The following is a 24,011-nucleotide window of genomic DNA, read 5'->3' as shown; positions in this document are numbered from 1 at the left end:
AGTACGAAAGGAACGGCACCAGCCTTTGCTGTGTGCCGTTCCCTTATCTTGACCGTGGGTTTCAGGATACATCGCGGAGATGACCGGCAGCCTGACCTACCCGAGGCCGTCGGTGGGCCGCTCAAAGCTATTCCGTTGAGGCTACACGCTGTCGAAGCGGTACAGTTAACGGTCGAGCAGCAGCGCCTGGCCACGACCGTCGGGGAAACGCAGCGTGGTGAGTTCGGCACCGAAGACCCGGGTGATCGTTTCTGCCGTCAATACTTCTTCGGCACGGCCATGAGCGACACGCTCTCCCCCCTGCAACAGCCAGACGCGATCGGCATAGCGCGCCGCCAGATTGAGATCATGCAGGACGCATACGATTGCCAGCCCATCCTGATGTGCGCAATCCAGCAGCAATCGCATCAGACGCTGCTGATGACCGATATCCAGTGCGCTGGTGGGCTCATCGAGCAGGAGCATGCCCCCGGAACGTGGCCGCTCGCTGTCTTCACTGCATGCTGCCAGCTGGCATAGAGCACGGGCGATCATGACGCGCTGCGCCTCGCCACCCGAAAGGTGCGTGACGTCTCGCGCTGCCAATGACGTCAACTGCATCGCTTCGAGGGTGTCGGCCAGGCGGCGAGGGGACGGCTCACCGCCGAGTGCCACCAGGTCACGCACTTTCCAGGCAAAGCTTGGCACTTCCTGCTGAGCGACGATGGCTCGCCGAGCCGCCAGTTCGTTTGGTAGCCAGTCGCCGAGTGGGAAACCGTCCAATTCGACACTCCCCAGCTCGGCCTGGCGCAAGCCGGCCAGCATCGCCAGGAGCGTGCTCTTGCCGGCCCCGTTGGGCCCGACGATAGCCAACAAATCTCCAGCAACGATGTGATCGCTGATCGGCATCAGCGCAGGCGTCGAAGTCAGCCCCGCTCCATTCAGTCGCAGCATGCCGGTTCCTTACAGACAGAGCTTAGTGAATCTGGCGGCGCAGCAGCAGCCACAGGAAGTAAGTACCGCCGACCAGGCTGGTCAGCAAACCTACCGGAATCTCGGCGGGACTCGCCAGGGTTCGAGCCAAAGTGTCGGTAATCACCAGCAGCAGTGCGCCGCCCAGCATTGAGGCCGGCATCAACAACCGATGGCCCGGCCCCAGCCACAGGCGCAGCGTATGAGGGACCAGAAGACCGAGAAATCCGATGATCCCGGCCAGCGCGACGCTCAGGCCGACACCGAGCGCTGTGGCGACGATCACGCCGCGACGCAGGCGAGTCGTATCCAACCCGGCACCGAAAGCCGTAAATTCACCCAACTGGAGCAGGTCGAGCCCATGTGCACTACGCAGCAGCAAGACCAATGTCGGTGGAATGACCAGTAAAGCGGCGATCACGCCTGGCCATAGCGAATGCGCCAGCGTTCCCATGCCCCACAGGCTGAGTTGGCGCAACTGTTCGTCATTGGCAATGAATGCCAGCAGCCCGCCGGCGGCGCTGGCCAGCGTGTTGAGCACCAGCCCGGTCAGCAATAGTGCCGTCAGCGTGCCTCCCCCTTGAGCCCGCCGCCCCAGAGCAAAGACCAGTACGGTAATTCCCAGCGCGCCGAGAAAGCCCGCCACGAACTGCCCGTACAATCCCCAGGCGTTGCCTGCGCCACCGAGCAGCACGATCCATACCGACACCGCCAGCCCTGCGCCACTGGCAATCCCCAGCAAGGTGGGATCGGCGAGCGGATTGCGGAACAGCCCCTGCATTGCCGTACCGCTTGCCGCGAGGATGGCGCCAATCAGCACGGCGGCAAGTAACCGGGGCAGGCGGAGTTGCCACCACACGTAACCATCCAACGACGATGGCAGTTCGCCAAGCAACAAGCGTGGCGATAGCCCGACCGAGCCACTGAACGCCGCCACGCCGAGTGCCACCAACAGCAGCAGGGCGAAGCCCCACAGCACACGACGTCGGTGGCGTGTGGCACCGTCAGGCGACTCGCCCGGCTCGGTCACGATGGCCGACTCGCTCACTGCAGCGTTTCCAATGCCCGCCTGAGCTTCAACAAGGTGTCGGGTGTGCGCGGACCGAAGCCCAGCAGCGCCAGGTCATCGAAGATCAGCAGACGTTGGTTGCGACCGGCTGGCGTCAGCGCCATCCCCGGCAGCGCCCAGACACCCTCTTCACCGCCCAGTGCCTGCACGCCAAGGGTCGTGGCAATGATAACCTCGGGCTGATGCGACACCAGTCCTTCCGAGCCGACAGGGCGATATCCGTTGAGCGAGGCAAAGGCATTGTCGATGCCCACCGCCTGCATGATCCCTCCGCCGCCGGTGTCCTGACCCGCCACCATGGGAGTCATGCCCGAATGGCTGAGCAGAAACATGCCGCGAAGGTCCAGAGGCGGCAATTCTCGCAGGGCGTCGATCTGTGCGCTCAACGACTCGGCGAGGGCGTCTCCGCGTTCATCGGCGCCCACTGCAGCAGCCACCTTACGCACCTTGTCCGGGATAGCATCGAGGCGCTTCTCTGCGGGTATGGTGACCATGGAGACGCCACTGGCACGCAATTGCTCCAGAACCTCTTCCGGCCCCGCATCGGCGCTAACGATCAGCCGCTGTGGGCGCAACGAGAGTACACTTTCGGCGCTCAGCCGATGCAGATAGCCAATACTGGGCAGGTCTGCCAGCTCAGGTGGATAAAGCACCGTGTCATCACGCCCTACCAGCGAGTCGGTCGCGTCCAGCGACGCCAGTGTTTCGGCGACATCGCCACCGATCACCACCGTGCGTGGCGCTTCCTGTGCTGACACGGCCGGCATGACGCACATCGAAAACACGACCGCCAAGCTCAGCGCCCACCGAATAATCCGCAACAGAGAAAATGTAGGCCGCGAAGCGAAGGTAGCGTTTCGGCAAAGATACGATCGGTTGGCAAGGTACGCAGGCATGGGAAGCTCAGTGTCGATAAATTAATGCAAATAATAATAATTATCTTTAATCAAAAAACAACTACCCTACGCTCCTCGACGCCCGCTCGATTTCGCGTTCTTGGCACAGCAAAAAAGAAAAGGGCCTGCGATTGCTCGCAAGCCCTTGCTATGACTGGCCCGCCCACACGAAGAATCGGAAAGAGCATGACGTTTATCTGAGTGATGCCTCGTCGTGCTTGGTTTTCGTGAAACACCCCGAAAGCAGGCTCGGTGTCCGACTTCCGGGGTGCTGACCGCTTAGCCGTGCTCCCTGATGTACTCACGCAGCGCCTGGTCAATCCGGCTTTGCCAGCCTGGCCCCTGTTCCTTGAAGTGCTCGATCACGTCAGGCGATAGCCGCATGGTGGTCTTCACCTTGGTAGGAGCCTGCTGACGCCCGCGCTGACCCCGTTGCCGGATAGTGCGCTGGAGATCCACAGGCAGCACGTCACCCATCGGACGCATCTGCTCAACGTCCTCGTCTGTCAACTCCCTGATCTCGCCTTCCTTATCTGTCAGTCGCTTGCTCATAGCGCCTTACCTCTCGTGCATTGGCCTTGCGAAAGCTGATGATCCGAACCCCGCCATCTATCGGCGTGAAGCACACCACATGGACACGCTGGCCGATCCTGCCCAGGGCAACGAAGCGCCGTTCAGGATAGTCGTACCGCATGTCTTCCGCGTACAGCGCCCCTTCCCAGTCGAAGCGCTCCGCCACCGTGAAAGGTAGGCCACGCTCCCGTTCGTTCCGAGCGCTCTTGTCGGGGTCGAATTCTATTCGCATGGTTTAATTGTATGGACAAAAAGAGGCGAAGGATAGTTCGGAATGCGTATACCAAAGGAATTGAAGCCGCAACTGGTTGATGCAGGGGGACTAGTGACTACTGGGGGAGAGGATTGGCTCAGAAACCCAACCAAGGAATGCTTTGAATTACAGCGAGTGATTACCAGTGTGATTACAGTATAAAAAAGAAAAGGGCCTGCGATTGCTCGCAAGCCCTTGATATGACTGGCCTGCCCTATGCCATGGCCATCTAGGCTCAGTGCCCCATTCATGCCACCTTGCAGGGCAACTCCATTAACCAGGTTCATGCCTGCCAACGTGGGTAGCATCTAACATTGGTAGCCCCACGATGGGCAAATAGAGCATTTACCCGCGTCTCGGTCACTTGCTCGACAAGTATGGTGTAGGTTTCTGGGTGGTAAGCAAACAACGATAGATTGAGGCGGTTACCCTTGTCCTCGGCCCGGGAATACGCCAGCCGGTGCAGGGGCACGGTTGCTAGCCCGTTATAAATATCAAGTAACGGCATCGGTGAGACTCCCTGTCTCGAAAAGAGAGGCAAATGCTTCAACATCGGTACGCTTGACCAGATAGGACGCTGTACATACATGCCGTTGTAAGCTACGGCGTACGCCCCTCGCCACCAGCCGAGCAAGCAACTCCTAGGTGGCCCGCTCGAACCAACGTTGCTCAGGATGTTCTACCGCAAGCGAAGCCGATAGTCTCCGTCCCCGTTTGCTATCGCTGAGTCATGCTGCATCGATCCGGCATCGTCATCGAAGACGCTACTATGCCCTATGATACCCAAGCGTTTACGCAGCAACTCCGGAGCCCGGAAAGTCAATCGCTCACTCAGCACCTGTCCTGCCAGACGAGCCTGGGCCAGGGCATTGGGACCGGCGTAGCAAATCTCCGCCTCACACTGCCAGCCACCTTCGCAGCAGACCGTGGTCTTGAGCAGCTGTAATGCCGGCCTCCCTCTGATTCCTCTGATCTCAACCCGGTCAGGCCCCACTTCACTTACGGTGGCCTCGGATAGGTCGGCCACAACATCGGGAGTCAGGTAGTAGCGGAATCGTGAACTTCGTATGCTCCTTGGCCGTCTGCTCGGTCATTGCCCTACCTGTACCCGATCGCTTGGTCACGGTCAGCCGGCCACCCGTCTCAACTTCAATATGTGGTACCCCAGGTAGCGAGCCCCTTCACATCCTTGAAGCCGGGATCGGAAATAGCCGCCACGCCGCCACTGACCTGCCCCCCAAGTGGCCAGCCATAGTCTTCTAGGGGCCGGCTGGCTACCATGCCGCCAAGTCTTCTCAGGAGCTACGGTGCAGTCATTGACATTGCCGCCAGTGGCCTGAAAGCAACAGATAGCCCATAAAGGCCTCGACAGAGAGATGGTTCGGATGCCAGCCCTATGAATAGATTTTGCTTACCAATTGGTAAAGGAACCATCCCTACGACTCAGGTGAGGCGGCTCAGAGAATTTGAATGACTGGCGCTTGACGTACTCTTCGTCGACCTCAATGCCGAGGCCCGGCTTGTCCGACACGGGGAAATCCGCACCGTCGAGTTCCGGTTGGACGGGAAACACGTCTGGAGCATTAAAATTGAGTGTTTCTGCAGGCGTGTTTCGCCATTCCAGCCAAGAGAAATTGGTCACCGCTGCCGCAAGATGGATGCTAGCAGCCGTGCAGATCGGGCCGAGAGGGTTATGAGGCATCAGGTCGATATAGTGTGCCTCGCACCATCCCGCGACCTTCATCGCCTCAGTAAAACCTCCAACATTACAGATATCTATACGACAGAATTGGATAATGTCGTCTTCGATATAAGGCATGAATTGCCATTTAGACGAGAACTCCTCACCAACGGCGAACGGGACATTGGTCATTGTGCGCAATGACTTATAGGATTTCGGCGACTCGTCTCGAATGGGCTCTTCAAGGAAATCCAGAGCCCCGTTGGGCAACTTGTTGCAGAAGGAGGCCGCTTCCGCCACGCTCAAGCGATGATGATATTCCAGACCTAGCGTAATATCGCCCCCCAGAGCTTCCCTGGTCTTGATCACCATCGGGACCGTGTCGGCAATGGATTCCCGAGGTTCATAGGTTGAGGTATTCTCCTGACCGGCGGCCACCAGCCGGATGCATTTCCACCCGTGTTCCTGGAGCAGCTTCGCCTTTTCGACAGTCTCCGCCACGCTGTCGCTGACTATCGTGCCAAAGGTCGGCACTCTATCGCGCTGCTTGCCTCCCAGAAGCTGATAGACAGGGACATTCAGGGCCTTGCCCTTGATGTCGTAAAGCGCGATATCAATAGCACTGATGGCAGCCGTCAGCACACGGCCACCCTCGAAATACTGGCTGCGGTACATCTCCTGCCATATCGCTCCGGCCTGGAACGGATCCTTACCGATCAGGAACTCGCGATAGTGCTCGATGGCCCCCTGTACGGCCTTTTCCCTACCCGATAGCCCTGACTCGCCCCATCCATAAATGCCCTCATCGGTGTCTACTTTGACCAGGAGTTGATTCCTGACACCTACCCAAACGATGTATGAAGTAATGGAAGTTATTTTCATGTGCAAAAACTCCGCTTTATGTATCGGTCAGTTGCTGTTCCTGTGGATGCGCATTTGTTCAAGTAGCAACTCGACGGAGCCGCGTACATGCCTTTCCTCTGTCTCAACGGCTAGCTGGCTTTCCCCGCGCTCGATTGCCTCGATAAGTTGATGATGTTCTTGGCAGATGGCCTTTTTGCGTGAGCGAGGAAGCCCGAAGCGCCTGCTCAGACTATGAAGCATGGCTTCTTGCCGCTTGATGATCTGGCGCGCCTCGGAATTGTAGTGATTGGCATAGATGATGTTATGAAAGGTTTCATTGAGCTCATTGAAACGCTCAAGGTCCGTTTCGATTACCTCGTCTATTTCTTTTTGGATGGCACGTAGTTTTCTTATGTCTTCATCGGTGGCGTAATCCACAAACCAGCGCACCAAGTAAGGCTCTATCAGGATCCTGATCTCGTATATGTTCCTGATGAAATCCTCATCGATAGCCCGAACGCGAGCCCCCTGGTTCTGGGTAATGATTACGATGCCCTCTCCTTCCAGTCGATTAAGCGCTTCGCGAACGGGATTCGTACTTGAACCGTAATATGCAGCCAGCTCGCCGACCTTGAGGCGGGTACCTGGCGCAAGCCGCCCTTCGATGATGTCCTCGCGAATCAGAGTGTGAAGCCGGCGTGAACGAGTGTCTTTGCTTCCCCCCTTGGGGAAAGCGCTATCGGCTCCGTTGCGGGGCGTCACATCTGATTGATTGAGCATGTCGGCACCTGCGGTCAAGTATCATGAATACTTTTTACATCATTCTTTGCGCCAAGAAGATACCACTAAAGTTGAGTTTTAGTTTATTCATCTACTATCTAGTGTGTGCTAAGCAACAAAGATAATGTGCTATCTGAAGTGCGTCGTCCAACAATGAGGATAGAGACAATGTCCCATAAAAGCATGCCACTGAAGAAATTCCTGTCTGCCTGTGTGGTCGCGGGTGTGGGTATCCTGCCTGTTCAGGGATGGGCCGAAACGCAGATCAAGTTCGGCTTCGAGATGTTCAAGGGAGACAATCCGGAATACAACGCCGTCAACCGATTCAAGGAGTACGTCGAAAGCAAGAGCAACGGCGAAATATCCGTAAGGCTTTTTCCAGGGGGGCAACTGGGCACCGCGCGAGAAATGATCGAAATGGTCCAGCAGGGGTCGCTTGAAATGTCCCTGCCTTCCGATGGGGCGCTTGCCGGCTTCTATAGCCCGATCCAGGTATGGTCGATTCCCTATTTGTTCAAGTCTGCACCCGTGGCCTGGCAAGTCATGCAGGGCGACTTCGGGCGTAATATGCTCGACGATATTACCCAGCAGACTGGTATGAAAGCCTTAGCCTTTTCGGAAAATGGCTTTCGCTCGTTCGCCACTACGGGCAAGCAGATCATTACGCCTTCCGATATGGAGGGCATGAAGATCAGGACCATGGAGAGCCCTGTCTACATGGAAATGGTGGAGGCGCTTGGGGCTTCGCCAACACCGATCTCCGGCGCGGAGGCGGTCATGGCGGTCAAGCAAGGGGTCGTTGACGGTTTGGAAAGTCCTCCCGCCGTTCACTACACCGGTGGGGCGGGTGATGTCGTGGATTACTTCACCCTGAATGAGCATGTACTGGGGCTGCACATCGTTATCGCCAGTGGCGACTGGTTCAACTCGCTATCGGCCAGCGAACAGCAGATCATCACCGACGGGGCGAAGCTGCTTGCCGCAACGGAGAATGTCCAGAAAACTGAGGGCGACTGGAAATACTCGAAACTTCTCGAAGAGGAAAAAGGTGTCGAGGTTCATGTCTCTACGCCTGAAGAGAAGGAGCTGTTCAAGGAAAAAACTCAGGAGCCCATCAAAGCATACATTGCCAATCAGGTGGGTGAGGGTCTGGTCAATCAGATTGTCGATGCCGTCAACCAAGCCGAAAAGAGTATGTATGACTGAGATGAGCGGGAGGGCTGTGAGCCCTCCTTTCTTCAGGTATGCACAGGTGTAACGAATCATGCTTGGTAATGTCGCTAAATACCTGGCCAAAAGCTGCGAGATCATCTGCGCCGTGTTGTTGATATTCGTAAGCCTGATCAACGTGTCTCAAGTGGTGGGACGTTATTTTCTGGGAGATTCGATTCCCTGGGGGGAAGAGGTCATGCGGTTTTGCATGATCTGGCTAATGATGCTGGGAAGCGTGGCATGCGTGTACCGGGCGGAACATATGGCAGTGAGTGGTCTGCTGGGTACTGTCAAGGCCAGGCATCGACAGCTTATGCGCAGTGCACTCTATAGCGTGGGTGCGGCATTCTGCCTGGTGCTGGTGGTCTATGGCTGGGATGCGGCCATGAGCAACCGCACCCAGACGGCTGCCGCATCGGGCATCCCAATGATATTTCCTTACATGGCCATACCGGTCGGAGGAATGCTCGTTTTCATAGAAATTGTCCTCAGCTGGTTTACCGGTTTCTCTGACGATGCCGAAGCACAAGCATAGTGGCTTAACGATTCAAAGGTGAAGTCATGCTGATAGTAGCTATATTGGGGCTGGGTCTGATCCTGATCGGTGTACCCATTGCTTTCGCACTTGGCGTCGGTGGTGTGGCAGGCATATGGTTGACGGGACTGCCTCTGCAAGTATCGATCACGCGTTTTTTTGCGGGCGTGGACAGTTTCGTGTTTATGGCCGTTCCGTTTTATATTCTGGCTGCGGAAATCATGAACCGTAGCGGGATTACTACCCGTTTGATTAGGCTTTCCTCCATTTTTACGGGAAGATTTCATGGCGGCACTGCCTACGCCAATGTTGGATCCTCGGTGCTGTTTGCCGGCATTTCGGGCTCTGCTGTGGCCGATACCAGCGCATTAGGCAAATTCTTCATCCACGAGATGCCGCGTGAAGGTTACAGCAAGGAGTATACCGGGGCCGTTACGGTGGCCAGCGCGATCATCGGGCCGATCATACCCCCATCGGGGTTAGCTATCATCATGGCTGCCGTGACGGGGATCTCCGTCATCGATTTGTTCGTTGCCGGAGTAATTCCCGGTTTGCTGATTGGCGGCGCCTGTCTGGGGATTATCTTCCTGCATGGCAGGAACGGCGGTTTGCCTAAGTCAACGTTGGAAGTTACAAGAAAGGAAATTCCTCTATTGGCCGTCGAGGCGCTGCTGGTGGGGTTGCTTCCCGTAGTTATCGTGGGCGGCATGATCATCGGGGCTTTCACCGCGACAGAAGGCGGCGGGATTGCCGTAGCTATCGCCTCTATTCTGGGTGTTTTCGTGTTCAGGGAACTGGACCTCGCCGGTTTCTGGGATGCTGTCAAATCGGCGGCAAGGATGTCCGCGAGCATTTACCTGCTAGTGGCGTGTGCCGCCATCCTCTCCTATGCCCTCAACTTGCTGGGCATCTCCGGCCTGGTCTCGTCGATGGCGCCGTTGTTCGAGTCACAACCCTGGCTGTTCCTGCTGGCCGTGATGCTGCTCATGCTGGTGCTAGGAATGTTTCTGGATATCGGGGCGGCCATCGTCATATTCGCGCCCTTGATCATGCCGCTGGGCGATACCCTGGGCATCGATCCCATCCAGACCTCCATCATTATCATTCTGACCTTGGCGGTGGGGCTGATCACGCCGCCGGTAGGTGTCGTGCTGTTCATTATGATGCGCATAGGGCAGATCAAGATGATGCCCTTGCTCAAGCAACTCTTTCCGTTTCTGCTCGCTGAACTCTTTGCCATTCTGTTGCTTATATTCTTTCCCGCCCTGTCGACATGGCTGCCTAATATATTTAAGTAAAGCCTGTCAGGCAGTGGCTCATAACCTGAAGAATCGAATGGCCGGATCTCCGGCCATAATTAGACATACGGTTAGTTAGTAGTAAGAGAATGTCTTCTAACAAGATCGCTCGAGCCGTTTTTCGACGCTCCTCCCACGCAAAAGCAGACAGATTTATTACCGGAGTACCACATGACGCAGCCACTATCCCACACCTGCAACGGCAGGGGCATTGAAAGATCCAACTTTGGGCAACTGGCCGATGGGCGCAAGGTCGATGCCTATCGTATCGTCAATGCCACCGGCATTGAGATGATCGTCATAAGCTATGGTGGCATTATCGCGTCCTTGCGTACTCCCGATCGAGAAGGCTGCTACGATGACATTGTGCTGGGCTTCGATGCTCTCGATTACTACCTTTCGAAGACATATCGTGAAGCCAATCCTTACTTCGGCGCACTGATTGGTCGTTACGGTAACCGTATTGCCCATGGTCGGTTCTCGCTGAACAGCAAAACCTTCACCTTGGCCACCAACGACGGTCAGCATCATTTACATGGCGGAGAGCACGGCTTCGATCAAGCGCTGTGGCAGATGCAGCCCTTCGACAACGAGGCGGGCCTAGGCGTTACACTGAGCTATTCCAGTGCGGATGGTGAGGAAGGTTACCCTGGGCGGCTGAATGCACAGGTCACCTATACCCTGACCGATGCCGACGAACTGGTGATTGATTACCAGGCGACCACCACCCGAACCACGCCCGTCAACCTCACGCAGCACAGCTACTTCAACCTCAAGGGCGAAGGCAACGGCAGCATTTTAGATCATTGTCTGAAAATCAATGCCGACTTTTTCATCCCGGCCGATACCGGCCTGATTCCTCTCGGCGAGATACGATCGGTGGCCGGCACGCCCTTCGATTTCACTCGGCCGACGGCGATTGGTGAGCGCATCGGGCAAAATAATTCGCAATTACGAGGGCTGGGATATGATCATAACTTCGTGCTCACCCGTGAACCGGGGCACGCCGACAGCTTAATGGTTGCAGCCCAAGTCTGGGAGCCCGATAGTGGACGTATGATGACAGTATCAACGACCGAGCCAGGGCTGCAGTTCTACTCGGGGAATTTTCTCGACGGCAGCCTGACCGGCAAAAGTGGCGGACCCTATACACGCCATTCAGGTTTCGCGCTCGAGACGCAGCATTTTCCTGATTCCCCCAACCAGGCGAACTTCCCTTCAACTCTGCTAGAACCCGGCGCTATCTATCGTTCCCGTACGGTTTACGCATTTTCAATTGAGCATTTATAAATAGAGTGCTTTTCAAACCTACCCTGTAGCTTTTCCAAATAGAGCAGGGAATAGCCCAGCAGCGTAAAGGCATGGTAAATATCGATGCGCCGTTCAATGCAAGAGCGAGCCGCCTCATTCACCCAACCAAGTTAAGATCTGCTCGACAACCCAGCAACGCGATAGCGCCCGCGTCGCTTCCTGTCCATGGTCTCAGACAAAGGCTATGACAGCGATCCACTGCGCCGATACTGCATGCGTTATGGCATATGCCCGATCATCGCCCGGCGCAACATGCACGCCATCCACGGCGTGGCCTGCCTCATCAGTTCGACCGGCCGTAGTATCGCCGTGGAGCGGCTGTTCAATTGGCTGAAGGAAAAACGTCGTCTCTGTCCGCGTTGTGACAAGCTGGCCAATAACTGCGCACCCTAGTGACGCTGGTCTGCATCAAGCGTTGCATGCGGGCCAGCTTTTCAGACAGAACGTAGAACATGTGCCGCCGCAAGGTTATATTGAGAGTGAGGTTTCTTAACGTTATTAAAGTAGAACTTTGATGTGACTAAGAAAACGACAGAGCCTGGCACTGAGAAAGATAAAGAATTGTTTGCACGTGGGCGCTCAGGCCGTATGGTTGCATTGGGAGGTAGCAAGGTGCCACCAGACCAACATGCCTCTCTCGAACAGATCTAGCGGGTTTATGATGAAGCCCATCAGACTTCATTAGAGACCATTTGCCGGCATCGTGAAGAACTGCTTAAGCCATAAGCGCAGCCCTGCAGAGATACAAAGTTTTAGTCAGTCTACACCCTGGTGGAATCGCTTCACTACCCTTCTTCAGGATAACGGCGCGCAGCGGTTTGGCAGCGACTATTGCCCTGGTTAAGACCTACTTATGCGACGGAGCGGCTATCAGACTGACGGGCATATTCTTTTAGGACCCCTTCACCCAGCCTTACCATCCTTTCATCAATGGCTGAAAGGTTAAGCCCTAAGGTTTTCCGTTACGATACTCGCTCTGGCTTCTTTTTCTAAACCGTGCATAATTGCTTCAGTAATCTGCATACCTATCCCATTTAAATTCACTAAACATATTCTTGTAATGTTTTAAAAAATCTTCCCAATCCGAATCTTACATCGTCCAATTATCTCCAGTTCGGCCATCTCCTGCGGCTTCACCAGTTCGGGCTGGGAATGCGTGTTGTCACTGATGAGCATCAGCGCCCCATGGCAACACGCTGCACGTGCTTGATCCGCAGCTCATCCCCCATACGCAGCAGGAACACGCCATCCGGCGTGCGCTGCGAGCGGTCGACCAGCACCAGGTCACCGTCGCGCGGGGTCTCCTCCATCGAGTCGCCACGCACTTTGGGACCAACGATCTGCGCCGGTTCCAGGCCCTCGGCTTCCAGCTGGGCAGTCTCGAAATAGAGTGTGCTTTCTATGTTTTCGGCATCGGACAGCCGTCCTGAACCCGCAGCGGCTTCGATGTCATAAATGGGCATGGTGAAACGATAGACGGCGGAAATGTTACTCGAAACCCACATCAGCAACCTACATCGAAGCTAAGCATTTTCGCTTATTCTCTATAAGCACAATGCGATACAAGACAATACCATGCAGTAGAGCAGAAGGTTGGGCTGACTATCCTTCTAGCTGGCAGCTAATCAGGCGCACCGTGCCAAAGCGCGGCTAACGCTCAAACCATGTAGGCCCAGCGTATCTTGAACTCAACGGCTGGCACAGAAGAAAAGAAAAGGGCCTGCGATTGCTCGCAAGCCCCTGATATGATTGGCCCGCCCTATAGGATTCGAACCTATGACCTTTGCCTCCGGAGGGCAACGCTCTATCCAGCTGAGCTAAGGGCGGACACTGACCGGTAGACCGGCCCCGCCTGCGACATGAACGCGCAGACGACGCGCGTCATCCTACCCGTTCCTGCTAGGCACTGTCCAGTGCGGACGCGGCTTTCGCGCCATTGAGTCAACATTCCAGCCCCCAAGTGGCGCGGTTTGTCGCATTTTCTTGCACAAAGGGTTGTCGTTATACTGTCGACGCTTTGCGCCCTCGGGCCAAGAAAAATATCGATGACAGGACCGTACGAGGTGGTGAGAGTGACTTACAAGAAACTGTTCGTGGGGGCTCTGGCCGCTTTGGGCCTGATTGCCGGTATGACGGCCTCGGCGCAAGAAGGCGACATGTCCCGTGAAGCCATTGCCGAACGGCTCAAGCCGGTCGGTCAGCTCTGCCTGCAGGGCGATGAGTGTGGCGCGGCGGCCGTCGCCCAGGCCAGTCCCGCTAGCGAGGGCCAGTCCGGCGAAGAGGTGTACACCAGCGTGTGTGCCGTCTGCCATGCCGCCGGCGTCGCCGGAGCACCTGTGCGTGGCGAAGCCGCCGACTGGACCGCCCGCCTCGAGAAAGGCATGGACACGCTCTACGATCACGCCATCAACGGCTTCAATGCCATGCCGGCCAAGGGTGGCAACCCCAACCTGACCGATCGTGAAGTGAAGGATGCCGTCAACTACATGACCGAACCGGTCCGCGGCGAGGACGTGGCCATCGACACGGGTGAAGGCGAAGCGGCGCCTGCCGCGGAAGACGATGCCGCTCCGGCCCAGGCCGAAGAAGGCCAGCAGGTCGCCGCCGCCAGTGGAGGTAGCGATGTCGACGGCGGCGCCATCTATGACCAGACCTGCATGGTCTGTCATGACGCCGGCATCGCCGGGGCCCCCAAGCTCGGCGATGATACGGCCTGGGCACCGCGCCTGGAGAAGGGCATCGAGACGCTCTACGACCATGCCATCAATGGCTTCAATGCCATGCCGCCCAAGGGGGCCAACCCCAGCCTGTCCGATGCCGAGGTCGAGGCTGCGGTCGATCACATGGTTTCCACCGTCCAGTAACGACTGGCTCGTTCAGCCTTAAGCACGACGGCGCGCCACTGGCGCCCCGTTTGCATTGCATGTCCTAGCCTTTCGCGCTCAGCCGAGCAGCGAGCGCAGCCCAGCGATGGCATCCTTGCCGCGCGCCTGCTTCTTGTCGGGGTCTTCCTTGTCGGCGCGGCCTTCCCATTCGAGATCGTCTTCGGGCAGCTCGTCGAGAAAGCGGCTGGGCACGCAGTCCATCAGCTCGCCGTAGGCCTTGCGCTGGCGCGCCAGAGTCAGCGTCAGGGTCTGACGGGCGCGGGTAATGCCCACGTAGGCCAGGCGGCGCTCCTCCTCCACCGTGCCGGCCTCGATGGAGTTGCGGTGCGGCAACAGCTCCTCTTCCAGCCCCATCAGGTAGACATGCGGAAACTCCAGCCCCTTGGAGGCATGCATGGTCAGCAGTTGCACGCGGTCGGAGTCGTCCTCTTCGGCCTGTTGCTCGAGGATGTCGCGCAGCACCAACCGCGAGATGGCTGACTGGACATCGTCGGTTTCCTCACCCTCTTCGCGCTCCATCGACTTCTCGAGCTGGTCGATCAGCGTCCAGACGTTGGCCATGCGCCGCTCGGCCACGGTCGGCGCACTGGCATTCTGGTGCAGCCAGGCCTCGTAGTCCATGTCGCGCATCATCTCGCGAATCGCGGCAATGGCGTCGCCCTGGTCCATGCGCTTGCGCACCCCGTCGATGAAATGCGTGAAGCGCGACAGACGCTCCACCGCACGCGCCGGTAGCGTCTGTTCCAGGCCCAGTTCATGACAGGCGGCGAACATCGAGATGCTGCGCTCGGTGGCGTAGTTGGCCAGTTTCTCCAGCGTGCCCGGGCCGATCTCGCGACGCGGCACGTTGACGATGCGCAGAAAGGCATTGTCGTCGCCCGGATTGATCAGCAGCCGCAGGTAGGCCATGGCGTCCTTGATCTCGTTGCGCGAGAAGAACGAGGTGCCGCCGGAAAGCTTGTAGGGAATCTGGTAGTGCTGCAGCTTGAGTTCGAGCAGCCGGGCCTGAAAATTGCCGCGGTAGAGCACCGCGAAGTCGCGCCACTCGGCGCGCTCCTTGATGCGCCGGGTGAGAATCTCGCTGGCCACGCGCTCGGCTTCGGCTTCTTCGTGGCGGTTGACGACGATACGAATCGGCTCGCCCGGCCCCATGTCGGACCACAGTGTTTTCTCGTAGACGTGGGGGTTATTGGCAATCAACGTATTGGCGGCACGCAGGATTACCCCGGTGGAGCGGTAGTTCTGCTCCAGCTTGATTACGCGCAGGCGCGGGAAGTCTTCGCCCAGGGTGACCAGGTTCTCGGGGCGTGCGCCGCGCCAGGCATAGATCGACTGATCGTCGTCGCCGACCACGGTGAAGGTCGCGCGCTCGGCCATCAGCAGGCGCACCAGCAGATACTGGCTGACGTTGGTGTCCTGATACTCGTCGACCAGCATGTACTGAAACTTGCGCCGCCAGCGCGCCAACGCTTCGGGATCGCTTTGCAGTAGCACCACCGGCAGCAGGATCAGATCGTCGAAGTCGACGGCGTTGTAGGCCTTGAGGTGGCGGTTGTAGGCCTCGTAAAGGCGCGCCGCGTACTGTTCGTCCTCGTCCGCCGCATGCGACAGCGCCTGGCCGGGCAGCACCAGATCGTTCTTCCAGGTCGAAATCTGGCTCTGCACGCGATTGATCTGGTCGGCGTCGACCTGGGCATCCTTCTGCATCAGGTCGCGCAACAGCGCCTTGGCATCCTCGGGATCGAACAGCGAAAAGCCCGCCTTGTAGCCCAGCGTCTTGAGTTCGCCACGGATGATCGTCAGGCCCAGCGTGTGGAAGGTCGACACCGTCAGTCCGTGCCCTTCCTTGCCCTTGAGCAGCTTGCCCACGCGCTCCTTCATCTCGCGGGCCGCCTTGTTGGTGAAGGTGACCGCGGCGATCTTGCGCGCGCTCATCCCACACTCCTGGATTAGATAGGCAATCTTGGTAGTGATCACGCTGGTCTTGCCCGAGCCGGCGCCGGCCAGCACCAGACAAGGGCCGTCGATGTAGCGCACCGCTTCCTGCTGGCGCGGGTTGAGCTTGGCGAGGCGTTGCTGGATCGACATAAGTTACTCGTGGCCCTGCGGGGCTCCGAAAGGCGTGGACATGTCCAGGGTATCCGGATGGCTGGCCCCGGCGAACCCCAACTGACGCCACGCCTCGAAGACGAGAATCGCGCAGGCATTGGAAAGGTTGAGGCTACGACTGTCAGGCAACATCGGAATGCGCAGGCGCTGAGCGGGTGGCAGCGCATCGAGCATGGCCTGCGGCAGGCCACGGGTTTCCGGGCCGAACACCAGCGCATCGCCGGGCCGATAGGCCGGCTCATGGTAACCGGTCCGTCCGCGGGTGGAAACGGCGAAGACCCGCTCGGGGACGACATCGCGAACGAAGCATTGCCAATCGGCATGCAACGTCACCCGTGCCCACTCGTGGTAGTCGAGTCCGGCACGTCGCAGGCGCTTGTCGTCCAGTACGAACCCCAGCGGCTCGATGAGGTGTAGACGAAACCCGGTATTGGCGCACAGCCGGATCAGATTGCCGGTATTGGGCGGAATTTCGGGTTCAAAGAGAACGATATCGAGCATAGGGGGTAACCGAGTCGGCAAGCAGTGAGGCCGACGTCAATCGGCGCCCCTGCGGGGCGCCGATGTAGAGTGAAATGCATCTTCGCTGGGCAATACGCAGCCGTGCTGGGGCCTGTCAGAAGCCGACGCTGACGCCAAAGGTCGGACCGCTATGCAGCGTATGCTCACCCTCGTTTTCGAAGTCGGTACGATAGTAACGATAGCCGGCGTGCAGATATGTCTGCGACACGAGATTGACGCGGACTTCGGCGCCGTACTGGTAGCTCTTCTCGATATCGCCGTGGCTCAGCCCTTCCGGGGCATAAAAGCCATAACCCCCAACCGAGGTCAGCGGGATCGGCGTATCGACAAAGGCCGAACCACCCAGGCCCAACGCGCCGCCATCGCCATAGTAGGCGTCCTGATACTGATAGCGACCACCCACTGCCAGATCGATGCCCGGCAGATAGGGCGAGAACATCAGCGAGCCGGAGTAGATATCGACATCATGACCGCTATCTTCTGATGTGAAGTAGCCGACACCGGCACGCAATGTCGGGGCAATCGACTGGCTAGCCTCGACACCGAAAGAATCTGAACCACCGGAGGCCGAGAGACTGAGTGCCTGCGCCTGCAAAGCTACGCTTAGCAGGCCCACGGAACCCAGCAGCGCGAGAGTACGTTTCATGTCATGTCTCCAGAGTACCGAACCGAAAGGCAGCCGCTCTGCGGCATCATCACCACGAGCATAGTGCTTAGAAGTTCAGATGTACGCCCACCAACGGCCCGTTATCCAATGTCTCGCTGTCGCCATTGCCGAACTCGGCACTGACCCGGCGATAGCCGACATAAGCCTGTACGTTGTGGGCCACGCGGTAGCGTGCCCGGGCACCGAACTCAGAACCATGATCGAAATCCTGGTAAGTCAGCGCTCCCGGCGTGTAGACGCCATAACCGCCCACCGATAGCTTGGGCACAGCGGGCAGATAGACATAACCGTAACCGCCCAGCCCCAGGCCGCCGCCATCGCCCTGATCGCTGTCGTAGTGGCTCCAGCGCGGCCCCGCACCGACTTCATAGTTGCGGGTGGACTCGGTACCCATGAGTTGGATACCGGCGGCAGTGAGATCGCCGTTATCGTCGCTGCTGAGCAGGCTGCCACCCAATTCGATACCCGGCATGAGCTCGCCGCTGGCCGCGAACCGGGCCGCCTCGTTGTTGATGTTCACGTCCAGGCCGGAGGCCTGTGCCAGGGAGACCGTCAGAGTCAGGCTGGCCACGCCGGCCAAAAGGGAAACTGCTTTCATTGCTGAATTCTCTTGGATACGTTCTTCTACGCGCTGACGACGCCGTAGCGTGCCCGGTAATCGCGAATGGCCGGGGCATAGGGCTTGAGCTCGTCGCCGGCCTGGGTCTCGAGGTACTCGAGGACCTGATCGAGGGTGACGATACTGATCACCGGCATGCCGTAGCGGGCCTCGACCTCTTGGATGGCGCTTTGGCTCTTCATGTCATCGCCAGCTTGCCCGCGCTCCTGGCGGTCGAGGGCGATGACCACCCCTGCGGCCTGTGCGCCAGCCGCATCGATCAGTTGCATGACCTCGCCGATGGCGGTCCCGGCAGTGATCACGTCGTCGACGATCAGCACCTTGCCCTTGAGCTCGGCGCCGACGATATTGCCACCTTCACCGTGCGTCTTGGCCTCCTTGCGGTTGAAGGCGAACGGCATATCGCAATCATGATGGTCGGCCAGGGCCACGGCGGCACTCGCGGCGAGCGGAATTCCCTTATAGGCTGGACCGAACAGGACATCGGCACGGAGGCCGCTGTCGATAATCGCCCGAGCGTAGAAACGCCCCAGACGAGCCAGTGCCGAGCCGCTACGAAACAGGCCGGCATTGAAGAAATAGGGACTGACGCGACCGGATTTCAGGGTGAATTCGCCGAACTTGAGCACGCCCTGCTCGATGGCGAAGGCGATGAACTCACGCTGATATGCTTGCAAGTGGCCGGCCACGGATGCCTCCCTATCACATTTATTAGTCAGGGCCATTTACCCAAACGTCGAAAGCTCGGGTATAATACACGCGCGACGAAAAAGGGACCATGTATGAAAATCGCCAGCATCAATGTTAACGGGATTCGCGAAGCCGTCGAGCGGGGCTTTCTCGACTGGCTGGCCGACCAGGATGCCGACGTCGTCTGCGTGCAGAACCTGAAGGCCAAGAGCTTCGACCTCGACGACAGCATCCTCTACCCCGAAGGCTACGAGGGTTACTTCCTCGACGCCGAGCAGGACAACTTCTCGGGCGTAGGCCTGTATTGCCGCAAGATTCCCAAGGCCATCATGTACGGTCTGGGCTTTCCGGAGTGCGACAACGAAGCGCGCTTCCTGCAGGCCGACTACGACCGCTTCAGCATCGCCAGCTTCCTGATGCCCGATGGCAGCGATTACGCCGCCAAGCAGGAATTCATGGCCCAGTATCAGGAATACCTGAGCAAGATGGCCCGCAAGCGCCGCGAATACATCATTTGCGGCACCTGGCACATCGCTCACAAGACGGTGGACCTGGCCAACTGGGCCGACAACCAGACCACGCCCGGCTTCAAGCCGGAAGAGCGCGCCTGGATGGATCAGATGTTCGGCCCCACCGGTTTCATCGACACCTTCCGTGAGATCAATCGCGACGCCGGCGAGTACACCTGGTGGCCGAAGCTCGACCAGGACGTGCCGCGCAACCGCCAGGAAGGCTGGCGCATCGACTACCAGATCGTCGGGCCCAACTTCCGCCGCCATGTCGTCGACGCCTGGATCGATCGCGAAGCGACTTTCTCCGAGTACGCCCCGCTGATCGTCGAATACGATCTCGATCTATAACCACAACCTCGATCGCCAAGAATCAGGTTCATCGTCGCAGCACGAACAACGCCGGCCCCAGGCCGGCGTTGTCGTATCCGCTGATCAATCGCGCAGGCCCAGCGCCTCGCGCTGATGGGCGAACAGCTCCGCGCCGGCCTTTTCGGCCAGGTCGAGCATGGCATCGAGTTCGCCGCGCGAGAACGCCATCGCCTCTGCCGTGCCCTGCACCTCGATCAGGCCGCCGCTCTCGGTCATCACTACGTTCATGTCGGTGTCCGCGGCACTGTCCTCGGGATAGTCGAGATCGACCACCGGGGTTTGCTTGAACACGCCCACCGACACCGAACTGACCAGCTCCTTGAACGGGTCGGTCTTGATCAGCTTCTTGCGCTGCAGATAGCGGATGGCATCGACCAGCGCCACGCAGCCGCCGGTGATCGACGCGGTGCGCGTGCCGCCATCGGCCTGGATTACGTCGCAATCGACGGTGATGGTGAATTCGCCCAGCTTCTTGAGATCCACCACCGCGCGCAGCGAACGGCCGATCAGGCGCTGGATTTCCAGCGTGCGACCACCCTGCTTGCCACGGGTCGCCTCGCGGCCGCCGCGGGTATGCGTGGCGCGCGGCAGCATGCCGTACTCGGCAGTGATCCAACCCTGACCCTTGCCACGCAGCCAGCGCGGCACGCCGGGCTCGACGCTGGCGTTACACAGCACCTTGGTATCGCCGAACGCCACCAGCACCGAGCCCTCGGCATGGCGGGTATACTCGCGGGTCAGCGTGATCTCACGCAACTGATCGGGCTGCCGTCCGCTGGGGCGCTTGAACTCCGTGGGCATATCGTCTCTCGTAATCGCTTCACTGAAAGGGCGCCATTCTACACACTCCGGCACCATTACGCGGACGAACCTGATTACCGCTGGCGCTCGTCACGCGACAAATCCGTTACACTGGAGCTTTTATCGCTGGGCACCCTGCCTTCAGCCTGAAAGCTGGCTGAACGATCAGCGAGCGAGAGCACACCGGTTCGAGGAAACTGACATGACCCACAGCATGACCGCCTTCACCCGGCAGACCCGCGACGCCGATTGGGGCAGCCTGCAACTGGAACTGCGCTCGGTGAACCAGCGCTACCTGGAACCGCACTTTCGCCTGCCGGACAGCCTGCGCGATCTGGAAACGGCCTTTCGCGAAGCGCTCAGAAACCGCCTGGCCCGCGGCAAGGTGGAATGCCACCTGCGCTTCGAACCGGCGGCCAGCGGCGAATCGCTGAGCGTCAACCGCACGCGCCTGGCCGAGCTGGCCCGCGCCCTGCACGAGGTGCGCGCCGAACTGCCCGATGCGGCCATGCCCAATGCGCTGGAACTGCTCGACCACCCCGGCGTGGTGGAAACGCACGGCATCGACCTGGAAATCGTCCAGCGCGAGGCCAAGGCGTTGTTCGACGTGGCGCTGGACGACCTGATCGCCGGCCGCGCCCGCGAGGGCGAACGTCTGGCCGAGCTGATCCGCCAGCGCCTCGACGGCGTGCGCATCCAGGTCGCCGAGGTCCGCGCCCTGCTGCCGGACATCCTCGCCCGCCAGCGCAGCCAACTGCTCGAACGCCTGGAAACGCTCAAGGCCGAGTTAGAGCCCCAGCGCCTGGAAGCCGAGATCGCCCTGCTCGCCCAGAAGGCCGACGTCGACGAAGAACTCGACCGCCTCGAGACCCACGTCACCGAAGTCGAGCGCCAGCTCAAGCAGAAAGGCCCCGTCGGCCGCCGCCTCGACTTCCTGATGCAGGAACTCAACCGCGAAGCCAACACACTGTCGTCCAAGTCTATCGTCGCCGAAAGCACCCGCTGCGCGGTAGAGCTCAAGGTGCTGATCGAGCAGATGCGCGAGCAGATCCAGAATATCGAGTGAATACTTGCCTTCGGGATGCCTCTGCGCATCCCGATCCACCTCCCTCCACTACGCTGAAAATTGTTTCTTCTCCAATGACTAAAGCTGGCCATTATTTCTAGTAGCCGCTTCATTTGACGGCCATTTGATCGGCCCAGCCTAGGCACATAAGGAAGAGTAAAAAATATAATTGTATCAGCGAGTTAATAAAATCCGCTCATTTGATGGCTAACCGGTAATAGCACATTCTTCCGGAATCCCACGCACACGACCCTTCCACCCCATGCGCTACGCTAAAGGCTGTTTCTTACCGACCAGGAAACGTCCATGCCCATCACCCTCTACGCCCATCGCCTCTCCCAGCCCTGCCGGGCAGTCGAAATAACGTTGCGTGAACTCTCGATCGATTACGACTTCCATGAAGTCGACTTTGCCGGTGGCGAGACCCGTACGTCCGAGTATACAGAGATCAATGCGTTTCAGACCGTGCCAGCGCTGGTGGATGACAACGATAAGGGAGGGCGGCTCACACTCGGCGAAAGCCAGTCCATCATGATGTACCTCTGCCGCACAGCCCCGGGACAGGAGACTGCACGGCAATGGTATCCGGGCGATCAGGACGCGATGCGCACGGCACAGATCGATCAGTGGCTAGCCTGGCACCACGGCAATCTGCGTCGCTTCGATATGTTTCATCACATCATGAACCTGCACCTGACGTTGCCGATGCTCAAGCGTGAGATTCAGAACACCTTGATTGCGCCTTTACAGGCGGGGCTGAACCAGGGGCTTGTCACCCTTGAGGCACATTTCGAACGCCAGCATCACGACGCGCACCCGCCAACGGTGCTGGGCGATGAACATCCCACCCTTGCCGATCTCACCATGAGCTGCGAGCTCTATCAGATCAAGACGGCGGGCTACCGGTTTGGGCGCTATCCACAAGTCACCCGGTGGCTGGAAGGCATGGCCGACCGGGCGCATTTCCGGGACGTGTCGAAGGAGGTCGATACGCTGGGGCAGGAGATTCGTGAGCAGAGTGGTGCCTATCTAGCGCTGGATAAAGCGTTTGGGTGAGATCAAAGGCCAATATCACCAAGTGTGGCGTTAAGCGACTCTATACCGCTACGCTCTCGCAGCGCCCAACTCACCGAGGCCCGCATGGCAGTCACGGAGTCGCCCCTCCCCGCCACATCCAACCTGGCGCGCTACAAGGTCATTCTTGCCGGGATCAGCGCGCTGATTCTGACGGTCGGGCTGGCCCGTTTTGCCTATACGCCCCTGCTGCCCATCATGCGCGACGGCGCCGGGCTGTCCGATGTGGCCGGGGGCTGGCTGGCGACGATCAATTACCTGGGCTACATGAGCGGCGCGCTGCTGGCCTCTTGTATCGGCCGGCTGTCGGTCAAGTTCACGCTCTACCGCGTGTGCCTGGTGCTGGCTGTCGTCACCACACTGGGTATGGGCCTGACCGACAATGTAGTGCTCTGGGCCGCTCTGCGTTTCGTTGCGGGTGTCTCGAGCATCGCCGGGCTGCTGCTGGCTTCGGGCCTGGTGCTCAACTGGCTGACTCGTCACCACCATAGGCAGGAACTGGGGCTGCATTTCACCGGCCTGGGACTGGGGATCGTGGTGTCCGGCCTGGCGCTGGCGAGCATGATCGAGTGGACGAACTGGGCTCAGCAATGGATCGGTCTGGGTCTGCTGGGCCTCGTGTTCTTCGTGCCGGCGTGGCGCTGGCTCCCTGCGCCGCCGCCCATCTCCACCAAGCAGACCGCCAAGGCGCTCCAGGGGCCATCAAGACGCTGGCTGGCGTTGATGATTGCGGTCTATTTCTGCGGCGGGTTCGGCTATGTCGTCGGCGCCACCTTCATTGTCGCCATCCTCGAAAGATTGCCCTTACTGGCTGGCGAAGGCAGTTGGGTATGGGTGATCGTCGGGCTGGCCGCCGTGCCATCCAGTTTCCTCTGGGATCGGGTAGCCAGAGCCCTGGGGCCGGTCATGGCACTGTTGATCGCCTATGGACTGCAGACGGTATCCTTCGTGTTGCCGGTGGTGTCCACCGCCACTTTCGTCAACCTGCTCAGTGCCGTGCTATTCGGCGGCACCTTCGTGGGCGTCGTCAGTTTGACGCTGACGTTGATCGGCAGTCGCTATCCGGCCAACCCGGCCCGCGCCATGTCGCGTCTTACTCTGAGCTACGGCGTGGCACAGGTGGTGGCGCCAGCCATGACCGGCTATATCGTCGCCTTCACCGGCAGCTACCATGGTGCCCTGCTGGTGACGACCGTGGTAATGATCGCCGGAATGGGGCTGCTGCTGGCGCTGCATCGGGTGACGCCGCCTATGCCCGAAGCAGGCTGAGCGCCCTCTTATAGAGACCGCTCCAT

General features: G+C 58.9%; 24 protein-coding genes and 1 tRNA gene. 9 read left to right on the top strand and 16 right to left on the bottom strand.

Annotation, left to right across the window (positions count from 1 at the left end):
* Positions 1–165: 165 nt before the first annotated feature.
* The 8 genes from MHM84_RS08020 to MHM84_RS07985 form a co-directional block, all read right to left on the bottom strand.
* A complete protein-coding gene (locus MHM84_RS08020) occupies positions 166–933 on the bottom strand; it encodes an ATP-binding cassette domain-containing protein (protein WP_239264610.1) in 768 nt (255 codons plus the stop codon).
* Between the two features lie 22 nt (positions 934–955).
* Positions 956–1,999 (bottom strand): iron ABC transporter permease, encoded by a 1,044-nt coding sequence (locus tag MHM84_RS08015; protein WP_239264607.1) that lies wholly within the window; start codon positions 1,997–1,999, stop codon positions 956–958.
* Entirely contained in the window at positions 1,996–2,787 is a 792-nt protein-coding gene (locus tag MHM84_RS08010) for an ABC transporter substrate-binding protein (protein ID WP_239264604.1), read from the bottom strand. Before MHM84_RS08010 ends, MHM84_RS08015 begins: the two co-directional genes overlap by 4 nt.
* A 408-nt stretch (positions 2,788–3,195) precedes the next feature.
* Positions 3,196–3,468, bottom strand: coding sequence for a BrnA antitoxin family protein (locus MHM84_RS08005; protein WP_239264601.1), 273 nt, complete (start codon positions 3,466–3,468; stop codon positions 3,196–3,198).
* Positions 3,446–3,721, bottom strand: coding sequence for a BrnT family toxin (locus tag MHM84_RS08000; protein ID WP_239264598.1), 276 nt, complete (start codon positions 3,719–3,721; stop codon positions 3,446–3,448). The genes MHM84_RS08005 and MHM84_RS08000 overlap by 23 nt, the downstream gene beginning before the upstream one ends.
* A gap of 700 nt (positions 3,722–4,421) precedes the next feature.
* Positions 4,422–4,736 carry an acyclic terpene utilization AtuA family protein gene (locus MHM84_RS07995; RefSeq protein ID WP_239265302.1) on the bottom strand — a complete coding sequence of 105 codons (315 nt, stop codon included), beginning with the start codon at positions 4,734–4,736 and terminating at the stop codon, positions 4,422–4,424.
* A gap of 417 nt (positions 4,737–5,153) precedes the next feature.
* A complete protein-coding gene (locus MHM84_RS07990) occupies positions 5,154–6,305 on the bottom strand; it encodes a mandelate racemase/muconate lactonizing enzyme family protein (protein WP_239264595.1) in 1,152 nt (383 codons plus the stop codon).
* Between the two features lie 27 nt (positions 6,306–6,332).
* A complete protein-coding gene (locus tag MHM84_RS07985) occupies positions 6,333–7,046 on the bottom strand; it encodes a GntR family transcriptional regulator (protein ID WP_239264592.1) in 714 nt (237 codons plus the stop codon).
* A 168-nt stretch (positions 7,047–7,214) separates the two neighbouring features.
* On the opposite strand from MHM84_RS07985, the gene MHM84_RS07980 reads away from it, so the two are divergent.
* From MHM84_RS07980 to MHM84_RS07965, 4 genes are all read left to right on the top strand, one after another.
* Positions 7,215–8,252 (top strand): DctP family TRAP transporter solute-binding subunit, encoded by a 1,038-nt coding sequence (locus MHM84_RS07980; RefSeq protein ID WP_239264589.1) that lies wholly within the window; start codon positions 7,215–7,217, stop codon positions 8,250–8,252.
* A gap of 58 nt (positions 8,253–8,310) precedes the next feature.
* Positions 8,311–8,793: a TRAP transporter small permease gene (locus MHM84_RS07975; protein WP_239264586.1), complete on the top strand. Its 483-nt coding sequence runs from the start codon at positions 8,311–8,313 to the stop codon at positions 8,791–8,793.
* Positions 8,794–8,819: 26 nt separating this feature from the next.
* On the top strand, positions 8,820–10,091 hold the full coding sequence (locus MHM84_RS07970) for a TRAP transporter large permease (RefSeq protein WP_239264583.1): 1,272 nt from the start codon (positions 8,820–8,822) through the stop codon (positions 10,089–10,091).
* Positions 10,092–10,262: 171 nt separating this feature from the next.
* Positions 10,263–11,381, top strand: coding sequence for an aldose epimerase family protein (locus tag MHM84_RS07965; protein WP_239264579.1), 1,119 nt, complete (start codon positions 10,263–10,265; stop codon positions 11,379–11,381).
* A 1,196-nt stretch (positions 11,382–12,577) separates the two neighbouring features.
* Here MHM84_RS07965 and MHM84_RS07960 read toward each other — a convergent pair.
* Positions 12,578–12,907 (bottom strand): S24 family peptidase, encoded by a 330-nt coding sequence (locus MHM84_RS07960; protein ID WP_239264577.1) that lies wholly within the window; start codon positions 12,905–12,907, stop codon positions 12,578–12,580.
* Positions 12,908–13,152: 245 nt separating this feature from the next.
* A tRNA-Arg gene (locus MHM84_RS07955) sits at positions 13,153–13,229 on the bottom strand.
* 218 nt (positions 13,230–13,447) lie between these two features.
* On the opposite strand from MHM84_RS07955, the gene MHM84_RS07950 reads away from it, so the two are divergent.
* On the top strand, positions 13,448–14,266 hold the full coding sequence (locus tag MHM84_RS07950; protein ID WP_239264575.1) for a c-type cytochrome: 819 nt from the start codon (positions 13,448–13,450) through the stop codon (positions 14,264–14,266).
* 78 nt (positions 14,267–14,344) lie between these two features.
* On the opposite strand, the gene rep is transcribed toward MHM84_RS07950, so the two are convergent.
* From rep to pyrE, 5 genes are all read right to left on the bottom strand, one after another.
* Positions 14,345–16,375, bottom strand: a complete 2,031-nt coding sequence (gene rep, locus MHM84_RS07945) for a DNA helicase Rep (RefSeq protein WP_239264573.1) — start codon at positions 16,373–16,375, stop codon at positions 14,345–14,347.
* Between the two features lie 3 nt (positions 16,376–16,378).
* Positions 16,379–16,897 (bottom strand): tRNA (uridine(34)/cytosine(34)/5-carboxymethylaminomethyluridine(34)-2'-O)-methyltransferase TrmL, encoded by a 519-nt coding sequence (gene trmL / locus MHM84_RS07940; RefSeq protein ID WP_239264571.1) that lies wholly within the window; start codon positions 16,895–16,897, stop codon positions 16,379–16,381.
* Between the two features lie 115 nt (positions 16,898–17,012).
* Positions 17,013–17,564 carry a YfaZ family outer membrane protein gene (locus MHM84_RS07935; RefSeq protein ID WP_239264569.1) on the bottom strand — a complete coding sequence of 184 codons (552 nt, stop codon included), beginning with the start codon at positions 17,562–17,564 and terminating at the stop codon, positions 17,013–17,015.
* A 67-nt stretch (positions 17,565–17,631) separates the two neighbouring features.
* Positions 17,632–18,183 carry a YfaZ family outer membrane protein gene (locus MHM84_RS07930; RefSeq protein WP_239264567.1) on the bottom strand — a complete coding sequence of 184 codons (552 nt, stop codon included), beginning with the start codon at positions 18,181–18,183 and terminating at the stop codon, positions 17,632–17,634.
* Between the two features lie 26 nt (positions 18,184–18,209).
* Positions 18,210–18,893 carry an orotate phosphoribosyltransferase gene (gene pyrE / locus MHM84_RS07925; protein ID WP_239264565.1) on the bottom strand — a complete coding sequence of 228 codons (684 nt, stop codon included), beginning with the start codon at positions 18,891–18,893 and terminating at the stop codon, positions 18,210–18,212.
* Positions 18,894–18,986: 93 nt separating this feature from the next.
* Between pyrE and MHM84_RS07920 the strand changes: the two genes are divergently transcribed.
* A complete protein-coding gene (locus tag MHM84_RS07920) occupies positions 18,987–19,754 on the top strand; it encodes an exodeoxyribonuclease III (RefSeq protein WP_239264563.1) in 768 nt (255 codons plus the stop codon).
* Between the two features lie 84 nt (positions 19,755–19,838).
* Here the strand turns inward: MHM84_RS07920 and rph are convergent, their stop codons facing one another.
* On the bottom strand, positions 19,839–20,576 hold the full coding sequence (rph, locus tag MHM84_RS07915; RefSeq protein ID WP_239264561.1) for a ribonuclease PH: 738 nt from the start codon (positions 20,574–20,576) through the stop codon (positions 19,839–19,841).
* Between the two features lie 202 nt (positions 20,577–20,778).
* On the opposite strand from rph, the gene MHM84_RS07910 reads away from it, so the two are divergent.
* The 3 genes from MHM84_RS07910 to MHM84_RS07900 all read left to right on the top strand — a co-directional run bounded on the left by MHM84_RS07910 (position 20,779) and on the right by MHM84_RS07900 (position 23,985).
* Complete coding sequence (locus MHM84_RS07910) at positions 20,779–21,642, top strand: YicC/YloC family endoribonuclease (protein WP_239264558.1); 864 nt, start codon at positions 20,779–20,781, stop codon at positions 21,640–21,642.
* A 306-nt stretch (positions 21,643–21,948) separates the two neighbouring features.
* Positions 21,949–22,698 (top strand): glutathione S-transferase family protein, encoded by a 750-nt coding sequence (locus tag MHM84_RS07905; RefSeq protein WP_239264555.1) that lies wholly within the window; start codon positions 21,949–21,951, stop codon positions 22,696–22,698.
* An 84-nt stretch (positions 22,699–22,782) separates the two neighbouring features.
* Complete coding sequence (locus MHM84_RS07900) at positions 22,783–23,985, top strand: YbfB/YjiJ family MFS transporter (protein WP_239264553.1); 1,203 nt, start codon at positions 22,783–22,785, stop codon at positions 23,983–23,985.
* The last annotated feature ends 26 nt before the right edge of the window (positions 23,986–24,011 follow it).

The sequence above is a fragment of the Halomonas sp. McH1-25 genome, from assembly GCF_022348165.1.
In the GTDB taxonomy this organism is placed as follows: Bacteria; Pseudomonadota; Gammaproteobacteria; order Pseudomonadales; family Halomonadaceae; genus Modicisalibacter.
Note: the sequence above shows the minus strand (reverse complement) of the source record. Positions and strands in the feature narration are given on the sequence as shown.